This window comes from Anatilimnocola aquadivae (assembly GCF_049819085.1).
Taxonomy (GTDB): domain Bacteria; phylum Planctomycetota; class Planctomycetia; order Pirellulales; family Pirellulaceae; genus Anatilimnocola.
Map to the genome: position 1 here is coordinate 2,399,025 of NZ_CP187419.1, position 20,979 is coordinate 2,420,003.

The 20,979-nt window shown below is 59.3% G+C and carries 18 protein-coding genes; 4 read left to right on the forward strand and 14 right to left on the reverse strand.

What is annotated here, in order from left to right; all coding sequences use genetic code 11:
- Positions 1 to 64: 64 nt before the first annotated feature.
- Complete coding sequence (locus NA78x_RS09660; RefSeq protein WP_425618231.1) at positions 65 to 1,273, reverse strand: M20 family metallopeptidase; 1,209 nt, start codon at positions 1,271 to 1,273, stop codon at positions 65 to 67.
- An 81-nt stretch (positions 1,274 to 1,354) separates the two neighbouring features.
- A complete protein-coding gene (gene hpnE, locus NA78x_RS09665) occupies positions 1,355 to 2,812 on the reverse strand; it encodes a hydroxysqualene dehydroxylase HpnE (RefSeq protein ID WP_425618232.1) in 1,458 nt (485 codons plus the stop codon).
- A gap of 164 nt (positions 2,813 to 2,976) precedes the next feature.
- On the opposite strand from hpnE, the gene NA78x_RS09670 reads away from it, so the two are divergent.
- Genes NA78x_RS09670 through mutY form a run of 3 tightly spaced genes read left to right on the forward strand, consistent with a single transcriptional unit; the run spans position 2,977 to position 6,383 of the window.
- The gene (locus NA78x_RS09670) at positions 2,977 to 4,290 is read left to right on the forward strand and encodes a hypothetical protein (protein WP_425618233.1); all 1,314 of its coding nucleotides are present in this window, start codon (positions 2,977 to 2,979) and stop codon (positions 4,288 to 4,290) included.
- Positions 4,287 to 5,231, forward strand: a complete 945-nt coding sequence (locus NA78x_RS09675; RefSeq protein ID WP_425618234.1) for a peptidylprolyl isomerase — start codon at positions 4,287 to 4,289, stop codon at positions 5,229 to 5,231. The genes NA78x_RS09670 and NA78x_RS09675 overlap by 4 nt, the downstream gene beginning before the upstream one ends.
- Before the next feature lie 15 nt (positions 5,232 to 5,246).
- Positions 5,247 to 6,383 (forward strand): A/G-specific adenine glycosylase, encoded by a 1,137-nt coding sequence (mutY, locus tag NA78x_RS09680; protein WP_425618235.1) that lies wholly within the window; start codon positions 5,247 to 5,249, stop codon positions 6,381 to 6,383.
- Here the strand turns inward: mutY and NA78x_RS09685 are convergent.
- From NA78x_RS09685 to NA78x_RS09700, 4 genes are all read right to left on the reverse strand, one after another.
- Positions 6,368 to 6,709 (reverse strand): translation initiation factor, encoded by a 342-nt coding sequence (locus NA78x_RS09685; RefSeq protein ID WP_425618236.1) that lies wholly within the window; start codon positions 6,707 to 6,709, stop codon positions 6,368 to 6,370. The genes mutY and NA78x_RS09685 overlap by 16 nt on opposite strands.
- Positions 6,710 to 6,893: 184 nt before the next feature.
- Positions 6,894 to 7,325 carry a hypothetical protein gene (locus tag NA78x_RS09690; RefSeq protein WP_425618237.1) on the reverse strand — a complete coding sequence of 144 codons (432 nt, stop codon included), beginning with the start codon at positions 7,323 to 7,325 and terminating at the stop codon, positions 6,894 to 6,896.
- A 245-nt stretch (positions 7,326 to 7,570) separates the two neighbouring features.
- The gene (hisS, locus tag NA78x_RS09695; protein WP_425618238.1) at positions 7,571 to 8,938 is read right to left on the reverse strand and encodes a histidine--tRNA ligase; all 1,368 of its coding nucleotides are present in this window, start codon (positions 8,936 to 8,938) and stop codon (positions 7,571 to 7,573) included.
- A gap of 70 nt (positions 8,939 to 9,008) precedes the next feature.
- On the reverse strand, positions 9,009 to 9,452 hold the full coding sequence (locus NA78x_RS09700) for a YkgJ family cysteine cluster protein (protein ID WP_425618239.1): 444 nt from the start codon (positions 9,450 to 9,452) through the stop codon (positions 9,009 to 9,011).
- Between the two features lie 714 nt (positions 9,453 to 10,166).
- On the opposite strand from NA78x_RS09700, the gene NA78x_RS09705 reads away from it, so the two are divergent.
- On the forward strand, positions 10,167 to 10,415 hold the full coding sequence (locus NA78x_RS09705; protein ID WP_425618240.1) for a hypothetical protein: 249 nt from the start codon (positions 10,167 to 10,169) through the stop codon (positions 10,413 to 10,415).
- 148 nt (positions 10,416 to 10,563) lie between these two features.
- Here the strand turns inward: NA78x_RS09705 and NA78x_RS09710 are convergent, their stop codons facing one another.
- The 8 genes from NA78x_RS09710 to NA78x_RS09745 all read right to left on the reverse strand — a co-directional run bounded on the left by NA78x_RS09710 (position 10,564) and on the right by NA78x_RS09745 (position 20,737).
- On the reverse strand, positions 10,564 to 11,151 hold the full coding sequence (locus tag NA78x_RS09710; RefSeq protein ID WP_425618241.1) for a Uma2 family endonuclease: 588 nt from the start codon (positions 11,149 to 11,151) through the stop codon (positions 10,564 to 10,566).
- Between the two features lie 44 nt (positions 11,152 to 11,195).
- Complete coding sequence (locus tag NA78x_RS09715) at positions 11,196 to 12,284, reverse strand: WD40 repeat domain-containing protein (RefSeq protein WP_425618242.1); 1,089 nt, start codon at positions 12,282 to 12,284, stop codon at positions 11,196 to 11,198.
- Positions 12,285 to 12,397: 113 nt separating this feature from the next.
- Positions 12,398 to 16,252, reverse strand: coding sequence for a hydantoinase B/oxoprolinase family protein (locus tag NA78x_RS09720; RefSeq protein ID WP_425618243.1), 3,855 nt, complete (start codon positions 16,250 to 16,252; stop codon positions 12,398 to 12,400).
- On the reverse strand, positions 16,249 to 17,514 hold the full coding sequence (locus NA78x_RS09725) for a PQQ-binding-like beta-propeller repeat protein (protein ID WP_425618244.1): 1,266 nt from the start codon (positions 17,512 to 17,514) through the stop codon (positions 16,249 to 16,251). Before NA78x_RS09725 ends, NA78x_RS09720 begins: the two co-directional genes overlap by 4 nt.
- A gap of 200 nt (positions 17,515 to 17,714) precedes the next feature.
- A complete protein-coding gene (locus NA78x_RS09730) occupies positions 17,715 to 18,749 on the reverse strand; it encodes an SMP-30/gluconolactonase/LRE family protein (RefSeq protein ID WP_425618245.1) in 1,035 nt (344 codons plus the stop codon).
- A gap of 418 nt (positions 18,750 to 19,167) precedes the next feature.
- Positions 19,168 to 19,662, reverse strand: a complete 495-nt coding sequence (gene dps, locus NA78x_RS09735; protein WP_425619442.1) for a DNA starvation/stationary phase protection protein Dps — start codon at positions 19,660 to 19,662, stop codon at positions 19,168 to 19,170.
- Between the two features lie 257 nt (positions 19,663 to 19,919).
- A complete protein-coding gene (locus NA78x_RS09740) occupies positions 19,920 to 20,429 on the reverse strand; it encodes a PRC-barrel domain-containing protein (protein ID WP_425618246.1) in 510 nt (169 codons plus the stop codon).
- 134 nt (positions 20,430 to 20,563) lie between these two features.
- Positions 20,564 to 20,737: a DUF1328 domain-containing protein gene (locus NA78x_RS09745; protein WP_425618247.1), complete on the reverse strand. Its 174-nt coding sequence runs from the start codon at positions 20,735 to 20,737 to the stop codon at positions 20,564 to 20,566.
- Positions 20,738 to 20,979 lie beyond the last annotated feature (242 nt).

The following is a 20,979-nucleotide window of genomic DNA, read 5'->3' on the forward strand; positions in this document are numbered from 1 at the left end:
GGGAATTGCGGGAGCGGTTTTTCTTAAACCTAATCCGCAATCTCTACCCGCGAGCCCTTTACCCTCACTTATCCCAGTGCCGAATGAGATCGTAGAGGATCTCACTGGAGGTCTTGAGCTGATTGAGGTCGATCCATTCGTCCTTGGTGTGAGCCTGGGCAATGCTGCCCGGACCGAACACGACGGTGGGGCTGCCAGTGGCGGCATAGTGCGGTGCATCGGTGCCAAAGGGAACGCCAATTTGCTCGCCGGCCGTGCTCACATGGTGCTGAATCGCCTGGGTCAAGCGTTCGGCGAGAGCCCCATTGTGATCGTTATTCAGTCCCTTCGTGAGCATGAACGGCTTGTCGTGAACAATCGGCGTGCCAGTCGTCACGAACGAGTTCAAGTGTGTGACGGCGTGCGTAAAGGCAGCGTCGGGATCTTCGCCGGGCAACACGCGACGATCGATCTCGATCGTGCAGCGATCGGGGACGGTGTTCACGCTGATGCCGCCGTTGATTAACCCCACGCTCAGCGTGGGATGGCCCACGAGCGGATGCTGCTTGAGATGCGGCACCACATCGCGCGCGTATTGCTGCAGCACCGTGAGGACGCGGGCCATGTGATAGAAGGCGTTATCGCCCCGCTCGGGCTGCGAACTGTGAGCGGCCACGCCGCCGGTATGCAGCCGCCAGCGACAAGCACCTTTGTGCGCAACAACAACATTCAGTTCCGTAGGCTCGGCCACGATCGTGGCGTCGGGCGATTTCTGCAACAATTTCGACTTAAAACCGTTGCGCCCCATGTAGGTATCGGCCCACTGCGTGGCGCCAGTAAAGCCATGTTCTTCGTTGACCGTGCAGGCCAGAATGACCGTCGGCCGTGAAGCAGGCCGCTCGTCGGCGACGCGAACCAAGGCAGCCAGCATGGCGGCCATGCCACCCTTGATGTCGCAGGCTCCGCGGCCAAACAGCCGGCCATCTTCGATTTCGGCGGCAAACGGGTCGATCTCCATACCGTCGATCGGAACGGTGTCTTGATGGGCCTCGAACATGAGGACCGGGCCGCCGTCTTCCGGCGGCGTGCTGCCTTCGACACGCACAATAATATTGTCGCGCAAGGGTGAAACCGGCTGCCGTTCGAACGGCAGCGCCAATTGGCGAAAGAGTGATTCGAGATAGTCCGTAACCCGATGTTCGTAGTAAATCTCACCGGTAACATTGCGTCCCATCGGATTCACACTCGGAATCCGGACTAGGTCGGCCAGCGTTTCAACGACATCCAGCGGCATAACAGTTCCTTCGTGGCGACACCTCAAAAACCGCCTTGGCATTGTAGTGCGCCGCGATGCGATTGTGGGACGGCGAGAAGATCAACCCTTGGTCCCGGTGCCCATCAGCAGGCGCGCAAGCCACCCGCGCGGCAAATCGGGCTGCAGAATTCGCGAGCTTTTTTGATGATTGCTAGGCCACTGCTCCAGCACTCTTTCGGCGGCGAGATAGCCACTGCGAACGGCTCCTTCCATGGTGGCTGGCCAACCGGTGGCGGTCCAGTCGCCGGCCAGCACCAGATGGGGTGATTTCGTCCGCTGAGGAAGGCGCAGCGCATCTGACCCGGGACGGACCGAGAACACGGCCTCTCGCTGAGTGATGAGTTGGGCGTTCAATAAGGTCGCCTCGCGGGCGACAGGAAAGATCGCTTGCAAATCGCCCCAGACTTCATCAGTGACTGATTCACGCGAGCGACCGGCCAGTTCGCGCGAGGCACTGATGACAATTTGATAGTAATGCCGTTTCGGCGAGGCTTCTTCGGCGGCGGTTGAGTGGGCAAACACCCACTGGCTGAGGCGGTCGACAATGACCGCATGTGGCAAATCGGTTAGCCGGCGATCGGTCCAAAGGTGAATGCTGGAAATGGGAGCACTTTCCAATGTTTCCAGCGACTTGAGGCGCGCGACCATCGCGGCCAGTTTGGCGTCGAGCAACTCTGGCAGTCGACGCCAAGGGACAGCAGCGATCGCGAAATCGGCCGAGATCTCTTCGCTGGCGGTTGCGATCTTTATCTCACCCGATTCTTGCAGGTGTAGTCCTCTCACCGGAGTGCCGAGGCGAATAGCAACCCCTTTTTCTTTCAACCAGCGTGCGATTCGTTCGTCGTACAGTTGTTTCAAAGAGACTCGCGGAATCAGCACATCGGCCGCATCAGGGTGAGCGAGAAAGCCATCGACAAATACCTTTTGCGCTGCTCGCAGCGAAGCGAACTCGAGTGTTTCACCGAGTGCGCTCACCAGCACTACCTTCCAGAACCGTTCAATGGCCGCGGGCGTTTGCCGCATCGTTTGCAGCCAGGAGCCGATGCTGGGCTCCAAGTCTGCGGGCGAGGGACGCAGAGTCATCAGCCTCCGCATCGCCCGCATGATTCCGAGTTTGTCACCCCACGAGAGATACTTAAGTCTCAAGAGGGCCGGAAACAAGTGCAGCGGCGCAGGGAGCCACCGCGAAGGTGAAAAATCACTCCGTTCTCCATCGGCGGAAAAGAAGTGCAGCCGGCGATGCCGCTCGAATAGCTTACTACAGCCTGTGCGCGCGCATAGGTCGAGAAAATTGGTACAGCAGCCCATCGCCACATGCTGACAGTGATCGACCAGTTCGCCGGATTCTGGATCGCGATACGAACCGGCTCGTCCCCCCAGCGATTGCTTTGCCTCGAGTAACTCCACTTTCAACCCACGCCCCGCCAGCCCCACTGCCGCAGCCAAACCCGCGAGTCCCCCGCCGACAATCACGACGCGCGTCTGGCTGGTTCGATCTTTTCGGGGGTCGTCACTCATGCCCAAGCAAGATAACGGAAAGTCGCTAGAGGATGGAGCTGCAACTTCAGAAGGTTCTGCTTCAATTCCATAACGGGCTGCTGCTACAATACCGGTGCGCGGTGAAAGCGATTGCCAGTCGCTCCACCCAAGGGCGGGGCTGAACTATTCTCGGAGATCCACTCGTGAATGCTGCTGTGCTGGTCGTTGGTCTGCTGCTTGTCGGTCAGGCCGAAGCGACGCCTCAAAAAACGGAAACATCCGCCGCTGTCACGGGTGAAGCACTCACCACCAAGGCGCGAGCGCTCGTGAAGCAACTCGATAGCAATCAACTGGCTCAGCGCGACGCCGCCGAGAAGGAATTGGTTGCTCTCGGGGCCGATGTGCTCGAGCATTTGCCCGCAGTGAACAATCGAACGCCAGCTGAGGTTCGCAATCGACTCGCCCGCGTGCGCGGTGCGCTGTTGAAAATAGCTGTTGAAGCGGCCACTCGGCCCGCGACCGTGACGCTCGAGGGCGAGATGCTGGTTTCGGAAGCATTCAAGAAAATCAGCGAGCAGACGGGCAATCAATTTGTAGATTACCGCGAGCGATTCAATCAAGAAGGTAAAGATCCCAAGATCAAGGTTAGTCTCGATAAAGTCCCCTTCTGGAAGGCACTCGATACCGTTCTCGATGCTGCGGAACTGTCCCTCTACGACTTTGACGAAGAGATTTCAGCCCTGGCTTACACCAATCGCGATGCCAACGCACTGACTCGCACCGGGCACGCTTTTTACGGTGGGCTGTTTCGCCTCGAGCCCAGCCGCATTGAGGCGGTCCGTAATCTGAAAAACCCCGACAGCCGTTCGCTCAAGCTGACGATCGATGTAGCCTGGGAACCGCGCGTGCGCCCCATCGTGCTGCAACAGCCGCTGGCCGAAGTAGAAGCCAAAGATGAAAACGGTGCCAAGCTGGAACTCGATGGCAGCCAGGGAGAGTTGGAATTTCCCGTTGAAGGGACCAACGCGGGAGTCGAAATGGAGTTCCCGCTGAATGCACCCGAGCGCAGCGTGAAGCAGATTGCGTCGATCAAAGGCAAGCTGATGGCGACTGTGCTAGGACGCGTCGAAGCGTTTGAGTTCGCCGATCTCGATAAGATCAAGCAAGCCGAACAAGAACGCGGGGGCGTGACGGTCGCCGTCGATGAGTGCCGCAAGAACGGCGAAATCTACGATGTGGAAATGCGAGTGCAGTTCGATAAGGCTGCGAATGCGCTCGAATCGCATCGAGGCTGGATCTACAACAACGAGTGCTACCTGCTCGACCCCAAGGGGAACCGTATCGAACAAGCCGGATTGGAAGCGAACCTGCTCGACGTGAACGAAGTGGGGCTCTCGTACAAGTTCGACCTGGGCGATGCCAAGTCGCCCGCTGGCTTCAAATTCGTCTACAAGACTCCCGCCGCGATCATTCGCGTACCGGTGGAATTCGAACTCACGGGTATTGACCTCCCATGAGTTGTCTCAACATTCGCGGCTTGCTGGTCGCGGCGCTCCTTGTCGTTCTGATGACTCCCGCAGTGCGCGCTCAGGAGGCGCCAGCGCCGGTCATCGCGGCCACGGTGAATGGTCTGCCCATCAGCAAGGCAGAACTTGATCGTGCTTTGGTGCTCGTCGTCAAAGAGCGACAATTGACTGCTGCGCAAAAAGAGAATTTGAAAAAGGAAGTGCTCTCGCATGCCGTCGATCGCCGGCTGGTGCTCCATTGGCTTACGGAGTCGAAACAGGCAGCCAGCGAGCAGGATGTCGATCTGGCACATGCCCGGCTGCTAAAAAAGCTGGAAGCTGAGTCCATCACCTTGCCAAAGTTTTTGGAAATGCAGGGCCAGACGGCCGCGGAGTTTCGCGATCAACAGCACTGGGAACTTTCGTGGCATCGGTTTCTCGAGCGTTACTTGACCGCGGCCAATCTGCAGAAGTTCTTCGAAAAGAATCGTCGCGACTTTGATGGGACGGAACTGCACATCGCGCACGTGCTGCTCACCGCTCCTAAAGAGGCCAAGCCGGTCGATTGGGAGCAGTTGAACAAACAGGCCAGCGACATTCGCCAACAGGTTGTCGACAAAAAGCTGACTTTTGCCGAGGCGGCCAAGCAGCATTCCAATAGCCCCACAGCCAAAGCGGGCGGTGATATTGGCTGGATCAAACGCCACGAACCAATGCCCGAAAGTTTTTCGGCCGCTGCGTTCCAATTGCAGCCAGGGGAATTGAGTCCGCCGGTCGAGACCACGTTTGGCGTCCACCTGATCACTTGCCTGGAAGTGAAATCTGGCACTCGCACCTGGCAAGATGCAGCCGACGAGTTGCGACCCGCTGTCATTCACTACCTGTTCCGCTGGATTGCCGACAAAGAACGAGCGACCGCCAAGCTGGAATACACCAACCATTGGCCGCACTGATTAACTGACACACTCATGGAAGAACCGGTCCTCGATCTGCTTCAGTCCGCGCCCCTGCGCCGTAAGCTCGCGCGCTCGATCCTCAAATGGTTCGATGCCAGTGCGCGCGACCTGCCCTGGCGACGAACGCGCGACTTGTACTGCATCTGGATCAGCGAGATCATGCTGCAGCAGACGCAGGTGGCCACGGTTGTTGGCTACTACGAGCGGTTCTTGCAGGCCTTTCCTGATGTTCGTTCGCTGGCCGCTGCCGAAGAAGCACGCGTGCTGCGATTGTGGGAAGGACTCGGCTACTATCGGCGCGCGCGGCAGTTGCATGCCGCGGCGAAGAAGATCGTTACTGACCACAACGGCGAGTTTCCTCGCAGCTATGAAGCGGTTCGCGCGCTGCCGGGCATCGGTCGTTACACGGCCGGGGCGATTCTTTCGATTGGTCTCGACCAGCGGTTGCCGATTCTCGAAGCTAACACCATTCGCGTGCTTAGCCGCTTGATCGCCCTGCGAGATGATCCGCGGTCGACGTCATCGCAGGCCAAGCTGTGGGAAGTGGCGGAAGCAATCTTGCCCGCTGAGCGCTGCGGCGCGTTCAACCAGGCGCTGATGGAGTTGGGAAGCGAAATCTGCACACCGCGGCAGCCTCACTGCGAGGCCTGTCCGGTGGCGCTTTGCTGTGCCGCGCGAGCTCAAGGGCTAACGGAGCAGATTCCGCTCGCGGCAAAAAAGATGCAGTACACCGATGTCACCGAGACCGCCGTAGTCGTGCGTCGAGCGGCAAAGTTTCTCGTGCGGCAATGTCAGCCTGGAGAGCGCTGGGCCGGGCTATGGGATTTTCCTCGCTTCGCCTCGGCAGCCGCGACCGATCCTCACTGGCTCAGTAACGCCCGCGAGCATGTAGAAAGTTGGCTGGGCGTAAAGATCGAGCCGGTGTCTCATTTGACGACGACGCGTCACGGAGTGACGCGGTTTCGCATCACCCTGCAAGTGCTCGATGCCAAGTACATCGCGGGAGACCCGAAAAAAGCAGATTCTACGGTACGCTGGGTGACACTCGCCGAACTAGCCGAGCTGCCCCTCTCGGTGACAGGTCGCAAGATTGCTGGCCTGCTCGGCGAGAAGAAACCGCGACGCAAGGCCGCTCAGCCGACGCGGTAGCCGATCGTCCTCAGCAGTTCGCGCACGCGGTCGGCGTGATCGCCTTGGATCTCGATCTCATCGGTTTGCACACTGCCGCCAGCACCACAGCTGGTCTGCAGCTTGGTGAGTAGCGCCGCCAGATCGCTCTCGGTAGGCGATAGTCCGCGCACGACGGTCACCAGCTTTTGCTTCTTGCGCTTCTCGACGGCCACCTTGGCCGTTTGCTTTTCTGGCGGCAACAGGCCCTTGAGATGCTTCGGGCACTGGCACTCACTTTGCAACTTGTCGCAGCGTTCGCATTTCGGCGGTTGGTCCCAGGCGGTTCCCGAGAAGAGACGTGTCACACCGATTTCCTTCGCGAAGCAATGGTTGAGCGATCAAGCGAACGACCGGTTCATTCTACCCACCAAGAAATAAAACCGGCGACCACTTGAAAGCGATCGCCGGAGTCTCCCCCCTGGAGTTGTTTTGGACCAGCTCGGCCGGTTGAACCAGCGAGTGCTCGGGCTTGAAGCCTAAGCCACGGTCTTAATTACCGATGCTCGGCGGGTCGTTGGCGAAGAAATCGCGCGGGCCGCGAGTGGTGTAGTAAGGGTAAGCGACTTGAGCTGACGGTGGTCCTTGAGGACCGTTGTACTCGCGGCTCATGTGGTGAGGCACACCACCCAGGCCGCGCGAGCCAGCGTGGCCGCCATGACCACCGCCATGCCCACCGTGACCACCACAGCCGCCAGGGCCACAGTCGCCGCCGCCACTATGTCGGCCATAGGCTCCGGCTCCGGCATACCCGCCGCCACATTCGGCGCATTGGCCGCCGTGGGCACCGCCACACGCGCCACCGGCACAAGCTCCACCACCGCACTTGCCGCCTTGGCAACCGCCGTGACGTTTATGAATTCCGTTGCAGCCCATGCTCAGGGCGGCGGTGGCCAACAAGGCCATGAAGACGAGGTTACGCATAAGCGGATCATCCTTGAGCAGCTTCTGGGTCAAAGGCCGCCGGCGCTCGCGGTGGGCGACACAGCGGGGTCGTGCGTGCGTCATGAACGTCGTTACGGGCGACGCTCATGGCTCGGCACGATTGCTACCACCATCATCGGCGCAACGAGCGGGAAAATTGACACATGCCGGAAGAATGGAGAATCCAGCACAACCGGCAAAGGGACTATTCCGGTGAGAGAAGAATTGACGCCGCTAGCAGGCACTTAGGCGAGCAGAGACCGCAACTTTTCGACCAACTGGGCCCCTGGCTCAGCTGCTGTCAGCTCGAGTGGCACTTCTTCGGTCGTGCTGTTGGCGAGGTTCTTCACCTGGCAGATGCCGGCGTCCAGTTCACGCGAGCCAGCGATGATGGCAAGTTTGAATCCTCGCTTGTCGGCATATTGCAGCTGCTGCCCGAGCTTCTTGGCATCGGGAAACAGCTCGACGCCGATCCCGGCGCGGCGAATGATCGCGGCGATCTTTAGGTAGTCGTTCAAGCGGTCTTTATCAAAGAAGGCCACCAGCACCGGCGCCGGCGTGCTGACTTTTTCGATCAGTTGCAGTTCTTCCATGGCGGCAAGTAGGCGGTCGAGTCCGAGCGAGGCACCGATGCCGGGTAGCTCCTGCTTGGTAAAGAGCGCCGCGAGATTGTCGTAACGACCGCCGGAGCAGACGCTGCCGATGGTGGGCAAGTCGCCGAGAAACGTCTCAAAGATCGCGCCTGTGTAATAATCGAGGCCGCGGGCAATGCTCACATCGAGTTCCAGCTTGCCGGCCTCCACTCCACTGGCCTGTGCGCCGCGAAGGATCTGTCGCAAGCGTTCAATTCCTTCTTCACCCTGTGGATTGCCAGCCAGCAGTGTGCCCAGTTGCGAAAGCATCGCGTCGCTGTCGCCGGAAATCTCAGCGAGCTTCAGCACTTGCTCGGCCTGCTCGGCGGTGGCTTCCGCGGCAGTCATCATTTCCTGAGCGACCGCTTCGCGACCGACTTTGGCGAGTTTATCGAGAGCGCGCAGGATTGGCACACTCTTCTCGGCTAGGTTCAGCTTGGCGAGCAAGCCGCTGAGGACCTGCCGGTTGTTGACGCGGATAGTGAAGCTGTTGCTAAAGCCGAATGTCTGCCCGATGGCCCGCATCAGTTCGTGAATGACGACAGCCGTTTCGATATCGGCGGCGACACTCTTGGTGCCGATGGTGTCGAAATCGCACTGCATGAATTCGCGATAGCGACCGCGCGAGGTGTTTTCACCTCGCCATACAGACCCGATGTGATATCGCTTGAAAGGCAGACCGATTTCGTTCACATGCTCGGCGGCAAAGCGAGCGAGCGGCACGGTTAAATCGAATCGCATGCCGACATCTCGGCCGCCGTTGTCCTTGAACTGGTACATCTGCCGATCTGACTCTTCGCCCCCTTTGCCCGTCAAGACTTCCAGGTATTCCAGCGCAGGCGTATCGATGGGGCTGAAGCCGAACGAGCGATAGACCCGTTGCGCTGTGGCAATCAGACGCTCACGCGGGATCATCGCCGCGGGAAGGTAATCGCGGAAGCCCTTGAGCGTGCGTGGGACGATGAGTTCTTGTTTGGACATATTCTCACACAGCTTCAATTACGACCGGGGTGTTACACCACGACACGAAAGATGTTTGCCGAGTTCGCAGTTAGATCAGCGGCAAGCCAACGGGCTGCGGACTGCGGATACTCTGGCCTTTGCCGCGACCGTAGCGAGCTTCGACGTACTCTTCGACCTGTTCGGGCGTTTCGAAGTAGTGGTCGTAGGTCCAGTCGTCTTCGTATTCGCAGGCGTCGGTGTGGTAGTCGCGACAGATTTGCGGCCGGGTGAAGTAGATGCCGCAGCGATTGTCGCTTTGCAAGTGCCGGCAGGTGGTGTGGACCAGCAAGTACCAGACATCGTCATCGATAAAGACAGTCGCCCGGTCGTGCAGCAGATACCAGCGGATGTAATCGAAATCCTTAGGTTCGGTGGGGGTATCGATTGGCAGCGCGAAGTACTTGCAGCACTTAGCGGTGCAATGGTCGCACAGATTCTCCAGCGACGGGAAATCGGCCCGGCGTCGACGGTTTGGTGCAGCTAAATCGATCATCTTGCGAATGCCCCCATCGTGCGGCCACACCCCCGGCTGTTATCCGGCGGCGCAGCCCGCAACCATCGGCCCAAACGACTTCGTTCCGGCGGTAACTCGAATTTTGGGTTCGCCGGCTGACAAACAGCGGGCGATTACTTGCGATGGCGAATGCGAGCACGCATCCGGCGCTTCTTCCGACCCAACTTCCGACGTCCGCGACCTGTCTTCTTAACACCCATGTGAACTTATCCCAACAAAATCAAAAACCTAGGAATCAAACCGGTTACGGTGATTTGCGAACCCAGAAGTGTAGCAATCAAGGCCCCCAGTCGGCAAGTCGTGATCGACAGTCAAACCGCAAAAGTGGGGTGTCCAAACAAGAGTGCGTTATTTGGACAGCACCTAGCGCCATTCTCGGGATTAAGAGGCAACTGCTGTCCAATTAGCGGTATCTGGTTGGACAAGTTGGTCGAGCTGGCAAAGCAGCCAGATGTGCAAAAGCCATGGAAACCCCGGAGGCGGCTTGTTCGTTAGAGGCGCAGTAGCAGCAAATTCGAAAAAAGTCTCCCTTTCGTCAAAGTCTGCCAGCGGGGCCGTCGATATTGACTGCTGTTGAGAGGTCCGGTTGTAGCGGCCGCGCAGTATTTGCCGGTTGCCGACAATCGCCCGCTAGCAACGCTGGATCGAACGTAACCAGGGCCTGCAAGGCTCTGCGATGGAGAGATGCTCGCCATGAAGACTACCTCGCACCGCTGGATGCAACTGACACTGGCCGCCGCTGGCCTGGCGATCACCGCTGTGGCTAACACGGGCTGCCAGGTGACCGAAGCGGGGCAAACCCTGCCGAGCGCCTATTACATCCAGGACGATATCCAATACTTCGCCCCAGGCCCCGAGTTCAAGCTGCAGCGTGAAGCTGCCGCCATGAAGGCCTACAAGACCGACCTGGAAGCCCAACAGGCTGCTCGTCAGGCTCCGTAGTCGCTCGCGAAGCTTTGGCTGCCAAAACATAATTGTTGCCATCACACCGGCCGCTGCTGCGATACGCTGCCGCGCGGACTGGTGCACGTTCAGCAGCACGACCATTGCCGCCCTCTTTCAAGGGCGGCTTTTTTCGTGCGCGGTTCGATCATTCCTCAACCGGCTCGGGGACAAACTCCACGCCAGCATAAATCTCGGCGAGTGGCAGCGAGACTTCGATTTCAAGCAGAGGGATTGTCGCATCCAGCCCGACAAATTCCTCGCGAACGAAACCGCTCGCGGTACGGCGATGAACGACGACGGCCGCTGCCTCTTGTTCAATCAAAACATAGACAGCCAGCGATGGTATCCGTAGGTAGCCGTCCTTCTTTTCCCCTTCGTCCAACCGGCGAGTTTGTTGCGACAGCACTTCGAAGATGACCACCGGCTGATCCTGATACGAATCCTCAGCAGGATTCGACTGACATACCACCGAGGCATCCGGATAGTAAAACCGCTCCTGCGGCGGCTTGGGAACATGCACCTTCATATCGGAGTTGAACGGTTGGCAGCGTTTGCCCTTGAGTTGGGCATGCGTCAGGCCAACCACATTCGTCGCAATCCGATTGTGCGCCACGCGGGCTCCCGCCATCGCGTACACATGGCCGCCCACGTACTCGTGCTTGACTCGCGAGACGAGCTCGCCAGCGAGGTAGTCGGCTACGGAAATCGGCTGTAGTTTTTTGACGGCTGACATACCCTAAGTCTATCTAGTGGCGGCGGATGATGGCAACGCGAATGCTAATCCCCGAACCGCATCACTTCGCGGCCCCCTTCGATTTGGCGAATGATGCCGCCGTAGCTGCCGACCATAAAGGCGGTGCTCTCGGGATTGAAGGCGAAGCGGGCCGGGTCTTTTTCGGGACGAAAGGTGTCGTCGGCGGTGCGCGTCAGATAAGTCCGGAAGGTTCCCTTCTCGAACGTGAAGCGGCCGGCCTCTTCGCCGCTGTTGAGTTTCCAAATGACGACGTCGCCGTTGTCCTGACAGCCGGCGGCGATGTACTTGCCGTCGGCAGAGAAGAACGGATGGGCGATTCCCTTCACGCCGGTTTGCAATCGCGTTTGCGGAGTGAGGTTTGCCAGATCCCAGAGCAGCACATTGCCGCCGTCATGCCCGGTTGCTAAATGCAGCGTGTCGGGAGCAATTGCCACACGATAAAACGGCTGCGTCAAAGGCTGCGATGCCTGCACCAGCTTGCCGGTAGCGATGTCGCACTTGCGAATCAGGTATTGATCAGGCTGGACTTTTTGTTGCTCGCGGCAAACGCCGACAATCGACGTGCCGTCGAGTAGAAAGGAGACGCTCGCGCAGCCGCCGAGCGGCTTAATCAGGTGCTCTTTGCTCCAATCATTGCGGTCGTAGATCACACATTTGCTACGGCTGACGACGGCCAGCTTTTCGCCATCGGGCGAGAACTCAAAAGCGTGACAACGATCGAGCACCTTCACCACGCGGCCGCTGGTGGCGTCCCACAGACGGACCTCGTGCATGGGCACGCCATCGGTGGTGACAAAGAGGCGGGATACGGCCAACAGCGTGCCGTCGGGCGAAAATGCCAGCTGCGTCAGGTCGCCGAACAGTTCCATGCGGGCGAGGCGTTTGCCGGTGCCGACATCCCAAATGGCTACGACCGCGCACTTGCGCACGTCGGGGTGCGGCCGCGGCGGAAACGAGCCGTCGGACATGCCCGAGCAGCCAGTCGCCACGACCGTCCCACTGGGTGAGAAGGCGACCACCTGCGGATCGCGTACAGGGACAAACGGCGCGGCGCTGACCGCCTGAGTGATAAAGGCGAGCAGTACGGCGAAGAGATAGAGGTTGGTTCGCATGGCGGGCGGGGTGCCTGAGGGATCGCGGGCGAAAGTCGGCACTTTCCAGGATACCGTACGACCGCTGCCAACACGATCTGATTCGGGCAAATGGTCTGATTGGCATCAACGGTTTAAGGCTGCGAAGGACGAAGATTTTTTGTTCCCCAGCCACCGCCGCCGGGTGTTTCGACGATCAGGCGATCACCGGCGCTGACGTTCAATTGGCTGCCGCTGGGTAGAATCTCCACCGGCGAGTTACTTCGCATCAGCACGTTGTGTCCTGTTGCTCCAGCAGCACCGCCGTGCAGACCAAACGGGCAGTAGTCGCCCCGCCGCTGCGTCAGCAGCGAGACGGTCATGGGACGCAGAAATTCGAGTTCGCGGACGATGCCATCGCCGCCGCGATGTTCGCCGCTGCCGCCGCTGCCGTGACGAATGGCAAACTGATGCAGCCTGACGGGAAAGCGATGCTCCAGGACTTCCGGATCGGTGATTCTCGTGTTGGTCATGTGGGTATGAACCGCATCGGCACCCTGGCCCGTGGCCGTCGCGCCGCTGCCACCGCAGATGGTTTCGTAATAGCCAAACGAGGCATCGCCAAAGAGCAGATTGTTCATCGTCCCCTGGCTGGCTGCAGCCAGATCGAAGGCACCGAGCAAGACGTCGACGACGCGCTGCGAAGTTTCGACATTGCCCCCCACAATCGCCGGGCAATCTTCGGCTCGTTCACTGGCCGGCGGATTGAGCAGCCCTGGTGGAATGACCAGTTCGACTGGCGCCAGGACGCCTTCGTTCAGTGGAATGTCTTCGGCGACGAGCAGCCGCAATGAATAGAGGACCGCAGCGGTGACGATGGCCCGGTTCGCATTCAGATTTCCCGGATGCACGCCCGCGGTGCCGGTAAAGTCGATTTGCAGAGGCTTGTTGGCGTGGTCGGCTGCCGAGCGGGCCGTGATGGCTACTTCAATGCGCGTGCCATCGTCCAGATGATCGACAAACGTCCGCGTCCCCAGCGGCAAGCGGGCAATCGCTTGGCGAGTCTTCGTTTCGGCCGCCGTACGAATGTGCTGCATGTACGCGCGCACGATGGGCAGCGAATATCGGTCGGCCAGCGAGTTCAATTCGCTGGCTCCTTGCTGGTTGGCGGCGATCTGCGCGCGAATGTCGGCCAAGTTGTGCTCGACCGCGCGACTGGGAAACGGGCCCGACTGCAGCAACTGCGCGAGTTCATCAAATCGCTGGCTACCGGCGGCAAGGACTTTGAAATTGCGGATCAGCACCCCTTCTTCGGCCAGGGATTTCGAAAACGGTGGCATCGAGCCAGGAGTGGTCCCGCCGATCTCGGCATGGTGCGCACGGCTGGCCGTGAAGAACAGCAATTCACCCTGCACGTTGAACACCGGCGTGACGACCGTGACATCGGGCAGGTGCGAACCGCCGCGATAGGGGTCGTTGGTCACCACCACATCGCCGGGCGACAGAGGCTGGCAATCTCGCAGCACGCTGCGGACCGTTTCGCTCATCGCGCCCAGATGCACGGGGATGTGCGGCGCATTGACTACCAGGTCGCCGGTCGGCGTGAAGATCGCACAGCTGAAATCGAGCCGCTCTTTGACATTTACACTGACCGACGTGTTCCTCAGCGTGTGCCCCATTTGCGTGGCGATCGCCGTGAACTGCTGATTGAAGATTTCCAATAAGACAGGATCCGCCGCACTATCGTGACCCGAACGCAGGGGCTCGGCAGGAGCCTCGCCCTCCCGACCCGTTAGCAGCAACTCACCACCACTGAGCATCGTGGCTTGCCAGCCTGCATCGATGATCGTCGTGGTCAGCGGTTCCACCACTAGTGCGGGGCCAGTGATGACCGCGCCGGGCCCGAGCGAGGTGCGTTCGAAGAGCGGCACCGTCTGCGCACCACCTGCAACAACAAGCGAATGCGTGTGCTCGCTCTGGGCTGAGTGCTCGGCAATGCGCGTCGAAGGGGCAAGGTGCGAACCGCTTTTTCCGGTGCCGATGACGCGCGCGCTGGCGATCACCAGCGCCCGCCCGGCTTGCACGTACCCATAGCGCCGCTGATGTTCGGCCGCGAAGGCAGCGGGCCAGTCGAGATCGGCGGGCTGATTGATGGTCAGGGGCACATCGGTTCCCGCATAACGCAAATCGAGTTGCCGCGCCAGGTGAACTCGCTCGTCGGGGACTCCTTCGGTCTGCAAGGCCAGGCGGGCCTGTTCCGCTAATCGTTCGAACAGGCGATCGAGTTCGTCCGGGGCAAGATCGTGCCAATCGCGATAGAGCGGCAGCACTTCGTGCTTGATGACATCGGCCAGGCCAATGCCCAGCGCACTCAGCACGCCCGCATCCGGATGGCTGAGGATTTGCTTCATGCCCAATTGCCGCGCGACAGCGCACGCGTGCTGAGCAGCGGCCGCACCAAAGGCAACCAGCAGGTCTCCGCGCACGTCATAGCCGCGGGCAATCGAGACCGAGCGAATGGCGGCGGCCATATGCGTGTTGGCAATGGCGATGAAGCCGCTGGCCAGTTCCGCTGGCGAGCGCGCGGGCGCGTGGCTCTCGGTCAGTGCGGCGGCGACTTCTTGCAAGCGGGCTTCGACCGCCGCAAGGTCGAGTGGAAAGGGGAAGTGGGCGGGAACAATCCGCCCGAGATAGAAGTTGCAATCGGTAACCGTGAGCGGACCACCACGGCCGTAGCAGGCGGGTCCCGGTTCCGCACCAGCGCTGGCGGGACCAACAGTCAGCTTGACGCCATCCCAGCGGCAGATCGACCCGCCACCGGCAGCGACAGTTTCGACGGCCAGCATTGGTGTCACCAATCGCACGCCCGCTTTCTGCGTTTCGTATTCGGTTTCAAACTGTCCCGCGTAACGAGCGACGTCGGTACTGGTGCCACCCATGTCAAAACCAATGGCACTGGAGAAGCCTGCGGCCTCGGCGACCTTCGCAAAGCCCGTCACGCCCCCCGCAGGACCGGAGAGCACGCTGTCCTTGCCCGAAAAATGATCGGCCCGAACGAGCGAGCCGGCGGATGTTAGCAGCCGCAGGTCGCTGCCGGGCAACAGCGATTGCAACTGCCGCACATAGTCGCGCAGCACGGGACTAAGGTAGGCATCGACGAGCGTCGTATCGCCACGGGGGACAATCTTCATACCCGGGAATACTCGGTGCGATACGCTCACATCGGCAAAACCGATGCTCCGCGCAATTTCGGCTACCTGCTCTTCATGCTGCGGATTCTTCCAGGCATGCAGCAGACAGATAGCCAGTGATTGAATCTTGAGGTCGTCGCGCAGTTGCTGTAGTTGCCGATGAATGGCCGCTGTATCGAGTGGCTTCAGCACGGTCCCGTCGGCGGCAATGCGCTCGTCGATCTCGATCGACACTTCGTGCAGAGGCTCGGGCTTGTGAATGTTCAGTTCAAACAAGCGAGGCCGATTCTGATAGCCAATCCGTAATAGGTCGCCAAAGCCGTGCGTCGTGACGAAGGCGGTACTTGCGCCGGTGCGAGTGAGCAGCGCGTTCGTCCCTTTGGTGGTGCCGAGTCTTACCTCGCAGGCCGGAATCAGTTCGTGGTACTTCAAGCCGAGGAACAGACGAATCGCCAGGATCGGCGCGGGCTCGGGCGAGTGAATCTCGTACGCGAGCCCCGCGAGCCTAAGTGACTCACTCAGTGGTTCCGCCAGTTGCAGCGAATGATCGGCTTGCCGTGAATGCAGAATCGGGCTCGCGCCCAACGATTGTCCGCGGGCATCGAGCACATTCAGGACATAGCCGGCCCAAAAATCGTCTGGCTCACCGCGCGCGGGATCAAGCAAGCGCGCTGGCGTTGTCCCCTCGACCAGCTTGCCTTTGGTGCGAGCCGAACTCAGCACTTTGCGTCGCAGTAAGACACCGTCCGGCCGCCGTCCAAGACAATCCGTAAAGGTGCCACCAACATCGAGCCAAAAACTCCAGCGAGAATCACTCACGAGCCACTTTTGTTACCGATCGAATAGAGCTTCGAGAGCGTGCGAATGTACAGCCGACCATCCGAGACCGCCGGTGTCGAACGGCACTCTTGCTTCAGGTCCATGCGGCCATGTTCTTTGAATTCCGAAGTAGCCCCGACGACAAACACAGTTCCAGCTTCATCGACACAGTAGATCTTGTCGTCAATGCGAATCGGCGAACCACTGTTACCAACGCCACCGACCCGCTGTTGCCAGACCTTGCTGCCGTCTTCGGCATTGATGCAAGTGACGATCCCCTTATCGGACCACAGGAACATCAGGTTCCCGCGAGCGACGGGCGTGGGCACGTAGGGAGCTTCTTTTTTTACTTCATAAACCAATTCAGGCTGCGGACCGGGCCGCACCGCGACCACATAGTTGCCGCCGCCGCCCGAACCGGTGCTGCCAAAGATCAGCCCACCCACGACCTGCGGACAGCTGATCGTGCGCATCTTGAAAACCTTCGTCGCCCAGTTGGTCTTGCCGGTATTGGGATCGACGGCGAACAGGCCTTCGGCCGTCGAAGCCATCACTAGTTCATCGGCACCGTTTTCGTTCTTACGAATCGTGGGAACGGAATACGAAGCGGTATCGATCACGCAATCTTTCCGCCAGCGAATCTTGCCGGTTGCTCGTTCGACGGCCAGGATAAAACTCTCGCGCGGTTCGGGCGTTCCCGCTTGCTTCGAGGGTTCCTGCGAGCAAGTAATCACCACCAGGTCGTTGTAGATCATCGGGCTTTGGCCAAAGCCGTGCTGGCTGACCCACGACCCCAAGTCGAGCGACCACTTTTCGTTGCCGTCGTGATCGAAGGCCTTGAACCAGGTGTGCTCGGGATCGGACCAGGCGACATAGACCTGCGATTCGTCGACGCAGGGAGTGCACGAGGCAAAGCTGCTGCGGACATGCAAGTGATGTGGCACACCAGGAAAATCTCGTTGCCAGACGATCTTGCCATCGGCCGTATTCAGGCAAAGTACATGACGGGCAGCTGTCTTGGCATCGGCACTCAGTAGAAAGATCTTGTTCTTCCAGATCACCGGGCTGCTATGGCCAATGCCCGGCAGGTCGGCCACCCAGTTGTAATCCTTGTCGGTCCACGAACCGGGAACTGTCTTGGCTTCGCTTTCGCCCGTACCATTCGGACCGCGAAACCGGGTCCACTCTTGCGCGGAGCAGTCACCGGCAATTGCCCCACTGAGCAACACAACCAGAAGCGAGCAAACAGACCAGCGATGCATGGCGAGCCTCGTGCGAGGGAAAGGCGGGAACGGACCAGGCGGATTGTTCATCTTGCCGATGCGTTTCACCGGCAGTGGACGTAGCGCCTGATGTTAGCCCAGCGAAGAGTGGATGGCAACTTTGACGAGCTGGCCGCAACACAGGCAGGGAGGCCTATCCCACGAGGGGACAGGCAAAAACTTCTCATGGCACGCGGGGCTTAGTAGCCGAGGCCCTTCACTTGGGTTTTGACGCGGCAGACGTACATGTCAACGGTGATGTAGAGCGTGCTGCCGTCGTCGCCGAACTTGCAGTTGGAAGTGCGTTCGCCGGTGTTCAAGCGACCGAGTAGCTTGCCTTCACTGCTGAAGCAATAGACGCCGCCGGGGCCGGTTGCCCACAGGTGACCCTGCTGATCGACGGTCATGCCGTCTGGCAAACCAGGACGACCTTCTTTGACCCAAGCAGTCGAATCGAAGATGAGTTTGCTTTCACCGAGTGTGCCATCGGCTTTAACGGGGAACGACTTCCAAATGGCGGCCGCTGGATCGGACTGCGCGATGTAGAGCGTCTTCTCGTCCGGTGAGAAGGCGATGCCGTTGGGGCGGGTCATTTCTTTGGTGAGCAGCGTTACTTTGCCATCGGCACCCAGGCGATAGACGCCGAACCAATCGAGTTCTTTGCCGGGATCTTTCTCGCGCTGGGGCAAGCCATACGGCGGATCGGTGAAGTAGAGATCGCCGCTCTTGTTGTAGATGAGATCGTTCGGGCTGTTGAGTCGCTTCCCTTCGAACTTGTCGACAAGCGTGGTGAGCTTGCCGTCTTTCTCGATCCGCTTGATGCAGCGATCGCCGTGACAGCAGGCGACGATCAGGCCGTTGCTATCGAGTGTGAGACCGTTGGTGCCGGGCTCTTCGCCGGTGAACTTGGCGGCACCGGTGTAGCCGACCTTCTCGCGAAACAGCGAGACGGCGCCGGTCTTGGGGTCCCACTTCATAATCTTGTTTGGCGGGATGTCGCTGAACAGCAAATAGCCGCCCGGCTTGTGCCACAGCGGGCCTTCGGTCCAGTCAAAGCCTTCCCCGAGGACTTCAATCGCCGCGCCGGGCGCGAGCAGCTTGCTGAAGGCAGGATCCATCGTTTTGATCGAGCCGATGGTCTTCATCTTATCGGCACCCTGGGCGGTCGTTGGTCCGCTGGTGAGTGCAAGCACTAGCAGCGAGAGAATGGCAAAGAGGGGAAAGCAGCGTTTCATGCGGGAGAGCCCTTTGTTGCTAAAAGGTGGTCACGTTGCGGAGGCAGGATCGGTTTTTGGCTGATCCGGCGAATCGCCGCCATGTTAGCCCGCTGCGTGTGGGGAAGCAAATTGGTGTCGAATGGTTCGACACCAACCATCAAGCTGCTGAGGAGTGGCTTTTCTCTGTAGATCCGAACACTACAACGATTTTCACCATTTGTACGGAACCGTACGGAAAGTTGATTTTCGCCCCACGTTCGGCAGGTGCGCTGACGATAGGTGTCAGTAGAGCGGCCGGGCTGGTAACAGACAGGCAGTTCGGCCCCAATTGGCTGCCCCCGGTTGGGGCTTTTTCGTGTCCGGGACGAAAGTATTCCGCTGCCCAAAGAGGGGCCCCGCAGTTAGTGCGGAGCGGCCAATTTCGCCGCGAGCGGATTTAGCCCTGCAGGTGTGATTCGACAAACCACAGGTACTTGTCGACGCCTCGGCTGATGCCGGTGAACAGGTCGGCCGTTCCTTTGTCACCCAGTTCGTCGGAAGTATCGATGTCTTTGCGCACCAGCTTGCCGTACGCGGCCAGCGCATCGGCCAATGCCGTGGTGTGAGCCTTCCAATCGCTCTTGTTGACGGGATGATCGGGCACTTCAGACTTGGCAAGCGAAGCGACGCTGCCGTCGGCAAAGCCACCAAGGGCGGTGATTCGCTCGGCCAGGTTATCGACATAGTCTTCCACTTCCCCGTAGACCTCGTCGAACAGCTTGTGCAGGGCGATGAAGTTCTCGCCTTTGATATTCCAGTGAGCCTGCTTAGCATTTAGCCCCAGCTTGATGCTGTCGCGAAGGCGTTCGTTGAGGAGCTTGCAGATCTTCGTGCGTTTCGCGGCGGGCAGGTCGTTGCGCGTGTCGGGCATGTTCGTGTCGCTCCAGGTGATGAAAGAATTGGGGCGTGCATTGTACGGCGCGCAATAAAAAAAGACGACCTCGGCTCGGAATTACTTCCGAACCCAGGCCGTCTTTTATGTCATCAAGCTGAGCTTCGATTCGTGGGCAGTTGCACCGTGGCGGTGAGGTCGAGACAACTTGCGGGGGTCGGTCAGAAGTCTCGTACCATAATCTTCGTCAGAAGATGCCGCGCTTTCCTGTGGAGTGACTTGGCCGCATCAGCAGAAACTCAAGCTTGACTGATTCGTTAGGGCTTCACGGTTGGATTGACTTGCTCGTTCAGATAGAACTCGTCGATCTTTTGATTGACGGTTGGATCGGCGAACGAGGGCCATTTATCCTTGTCGAAGCCTTCGGCTTTTTCGAGGTACTTCTTGTTGACGTTCAATTCGACGTAGTAGCTGCTGTTGTTGACGTCGTGCTTCACCGTCAAAGCTCGCCATGGCACTGCGAACAGCTTGTTGGCAAACCCGAGGAAGCCACCGTACGAGACGGCTGCGTAACGAACGTGACCGCGTTCATCAATGACGAGATCTTCGACTTTGCCAAGATCTTCGCCTTCGCGATTCTTCACGGCCAAGCCCATCAGTTTGCTACCGCGGTGCGCGGTGGCTGCAGCGGCAGTCGCAGGGGCGTTGATGCGAGCGCCGGGGGCGTCGACTTTCACGCCACCGTTGCCGACATCCACGCGAACTTGCGCATTGGCAGTAAGAGCGAGGAGCGGAACGGCTGCAAAGGCTAACAAAAGTGAACGCATAAGTAATTCCTTGAACGAGTGTGGGGCAGAAAAGGACGCGACGAGTGAGACAGGCAACAGCGAACCTCGCGGAGGCTCGCTGGCTGTCTCGAACACTTTGCGTGATTGGGTTTGCGTGAGTGGCTCAGATCAACCTACGGGATCGGCTTACGAATGCTGCCGCCCGTGATCAGGCTGACGATGAACAACACCAGGAACACGACAAACAACACTTGGCCAATCCAAGCGGCCGTGCCGGCGATACCGCCAAAGCCCAAAGCAGCCGCGATCAGAGCCAACACCAAAAAAGTCAAAGCCCATTGCAACATGACAGTTCTCCTCAAAAGTTCAGTTATCGTTAATTGGTTTCTGTTCAAACACTTGCGAGCACTGGATACCGCGGAGTCGCACTCGCTGAGAACCCTTAAAGCAAACACGGTGCCAAGAGTGAAAATCGAGGGGAAGAAAGTTATGCGTGAGACCGCAACCAAAGAAACGCCAATGAGTTGCGAATAACTGAGCGGCCGTCTACAACAGATTTGTTGAGCTCTCGCCCGTGCTGGCGAAGATT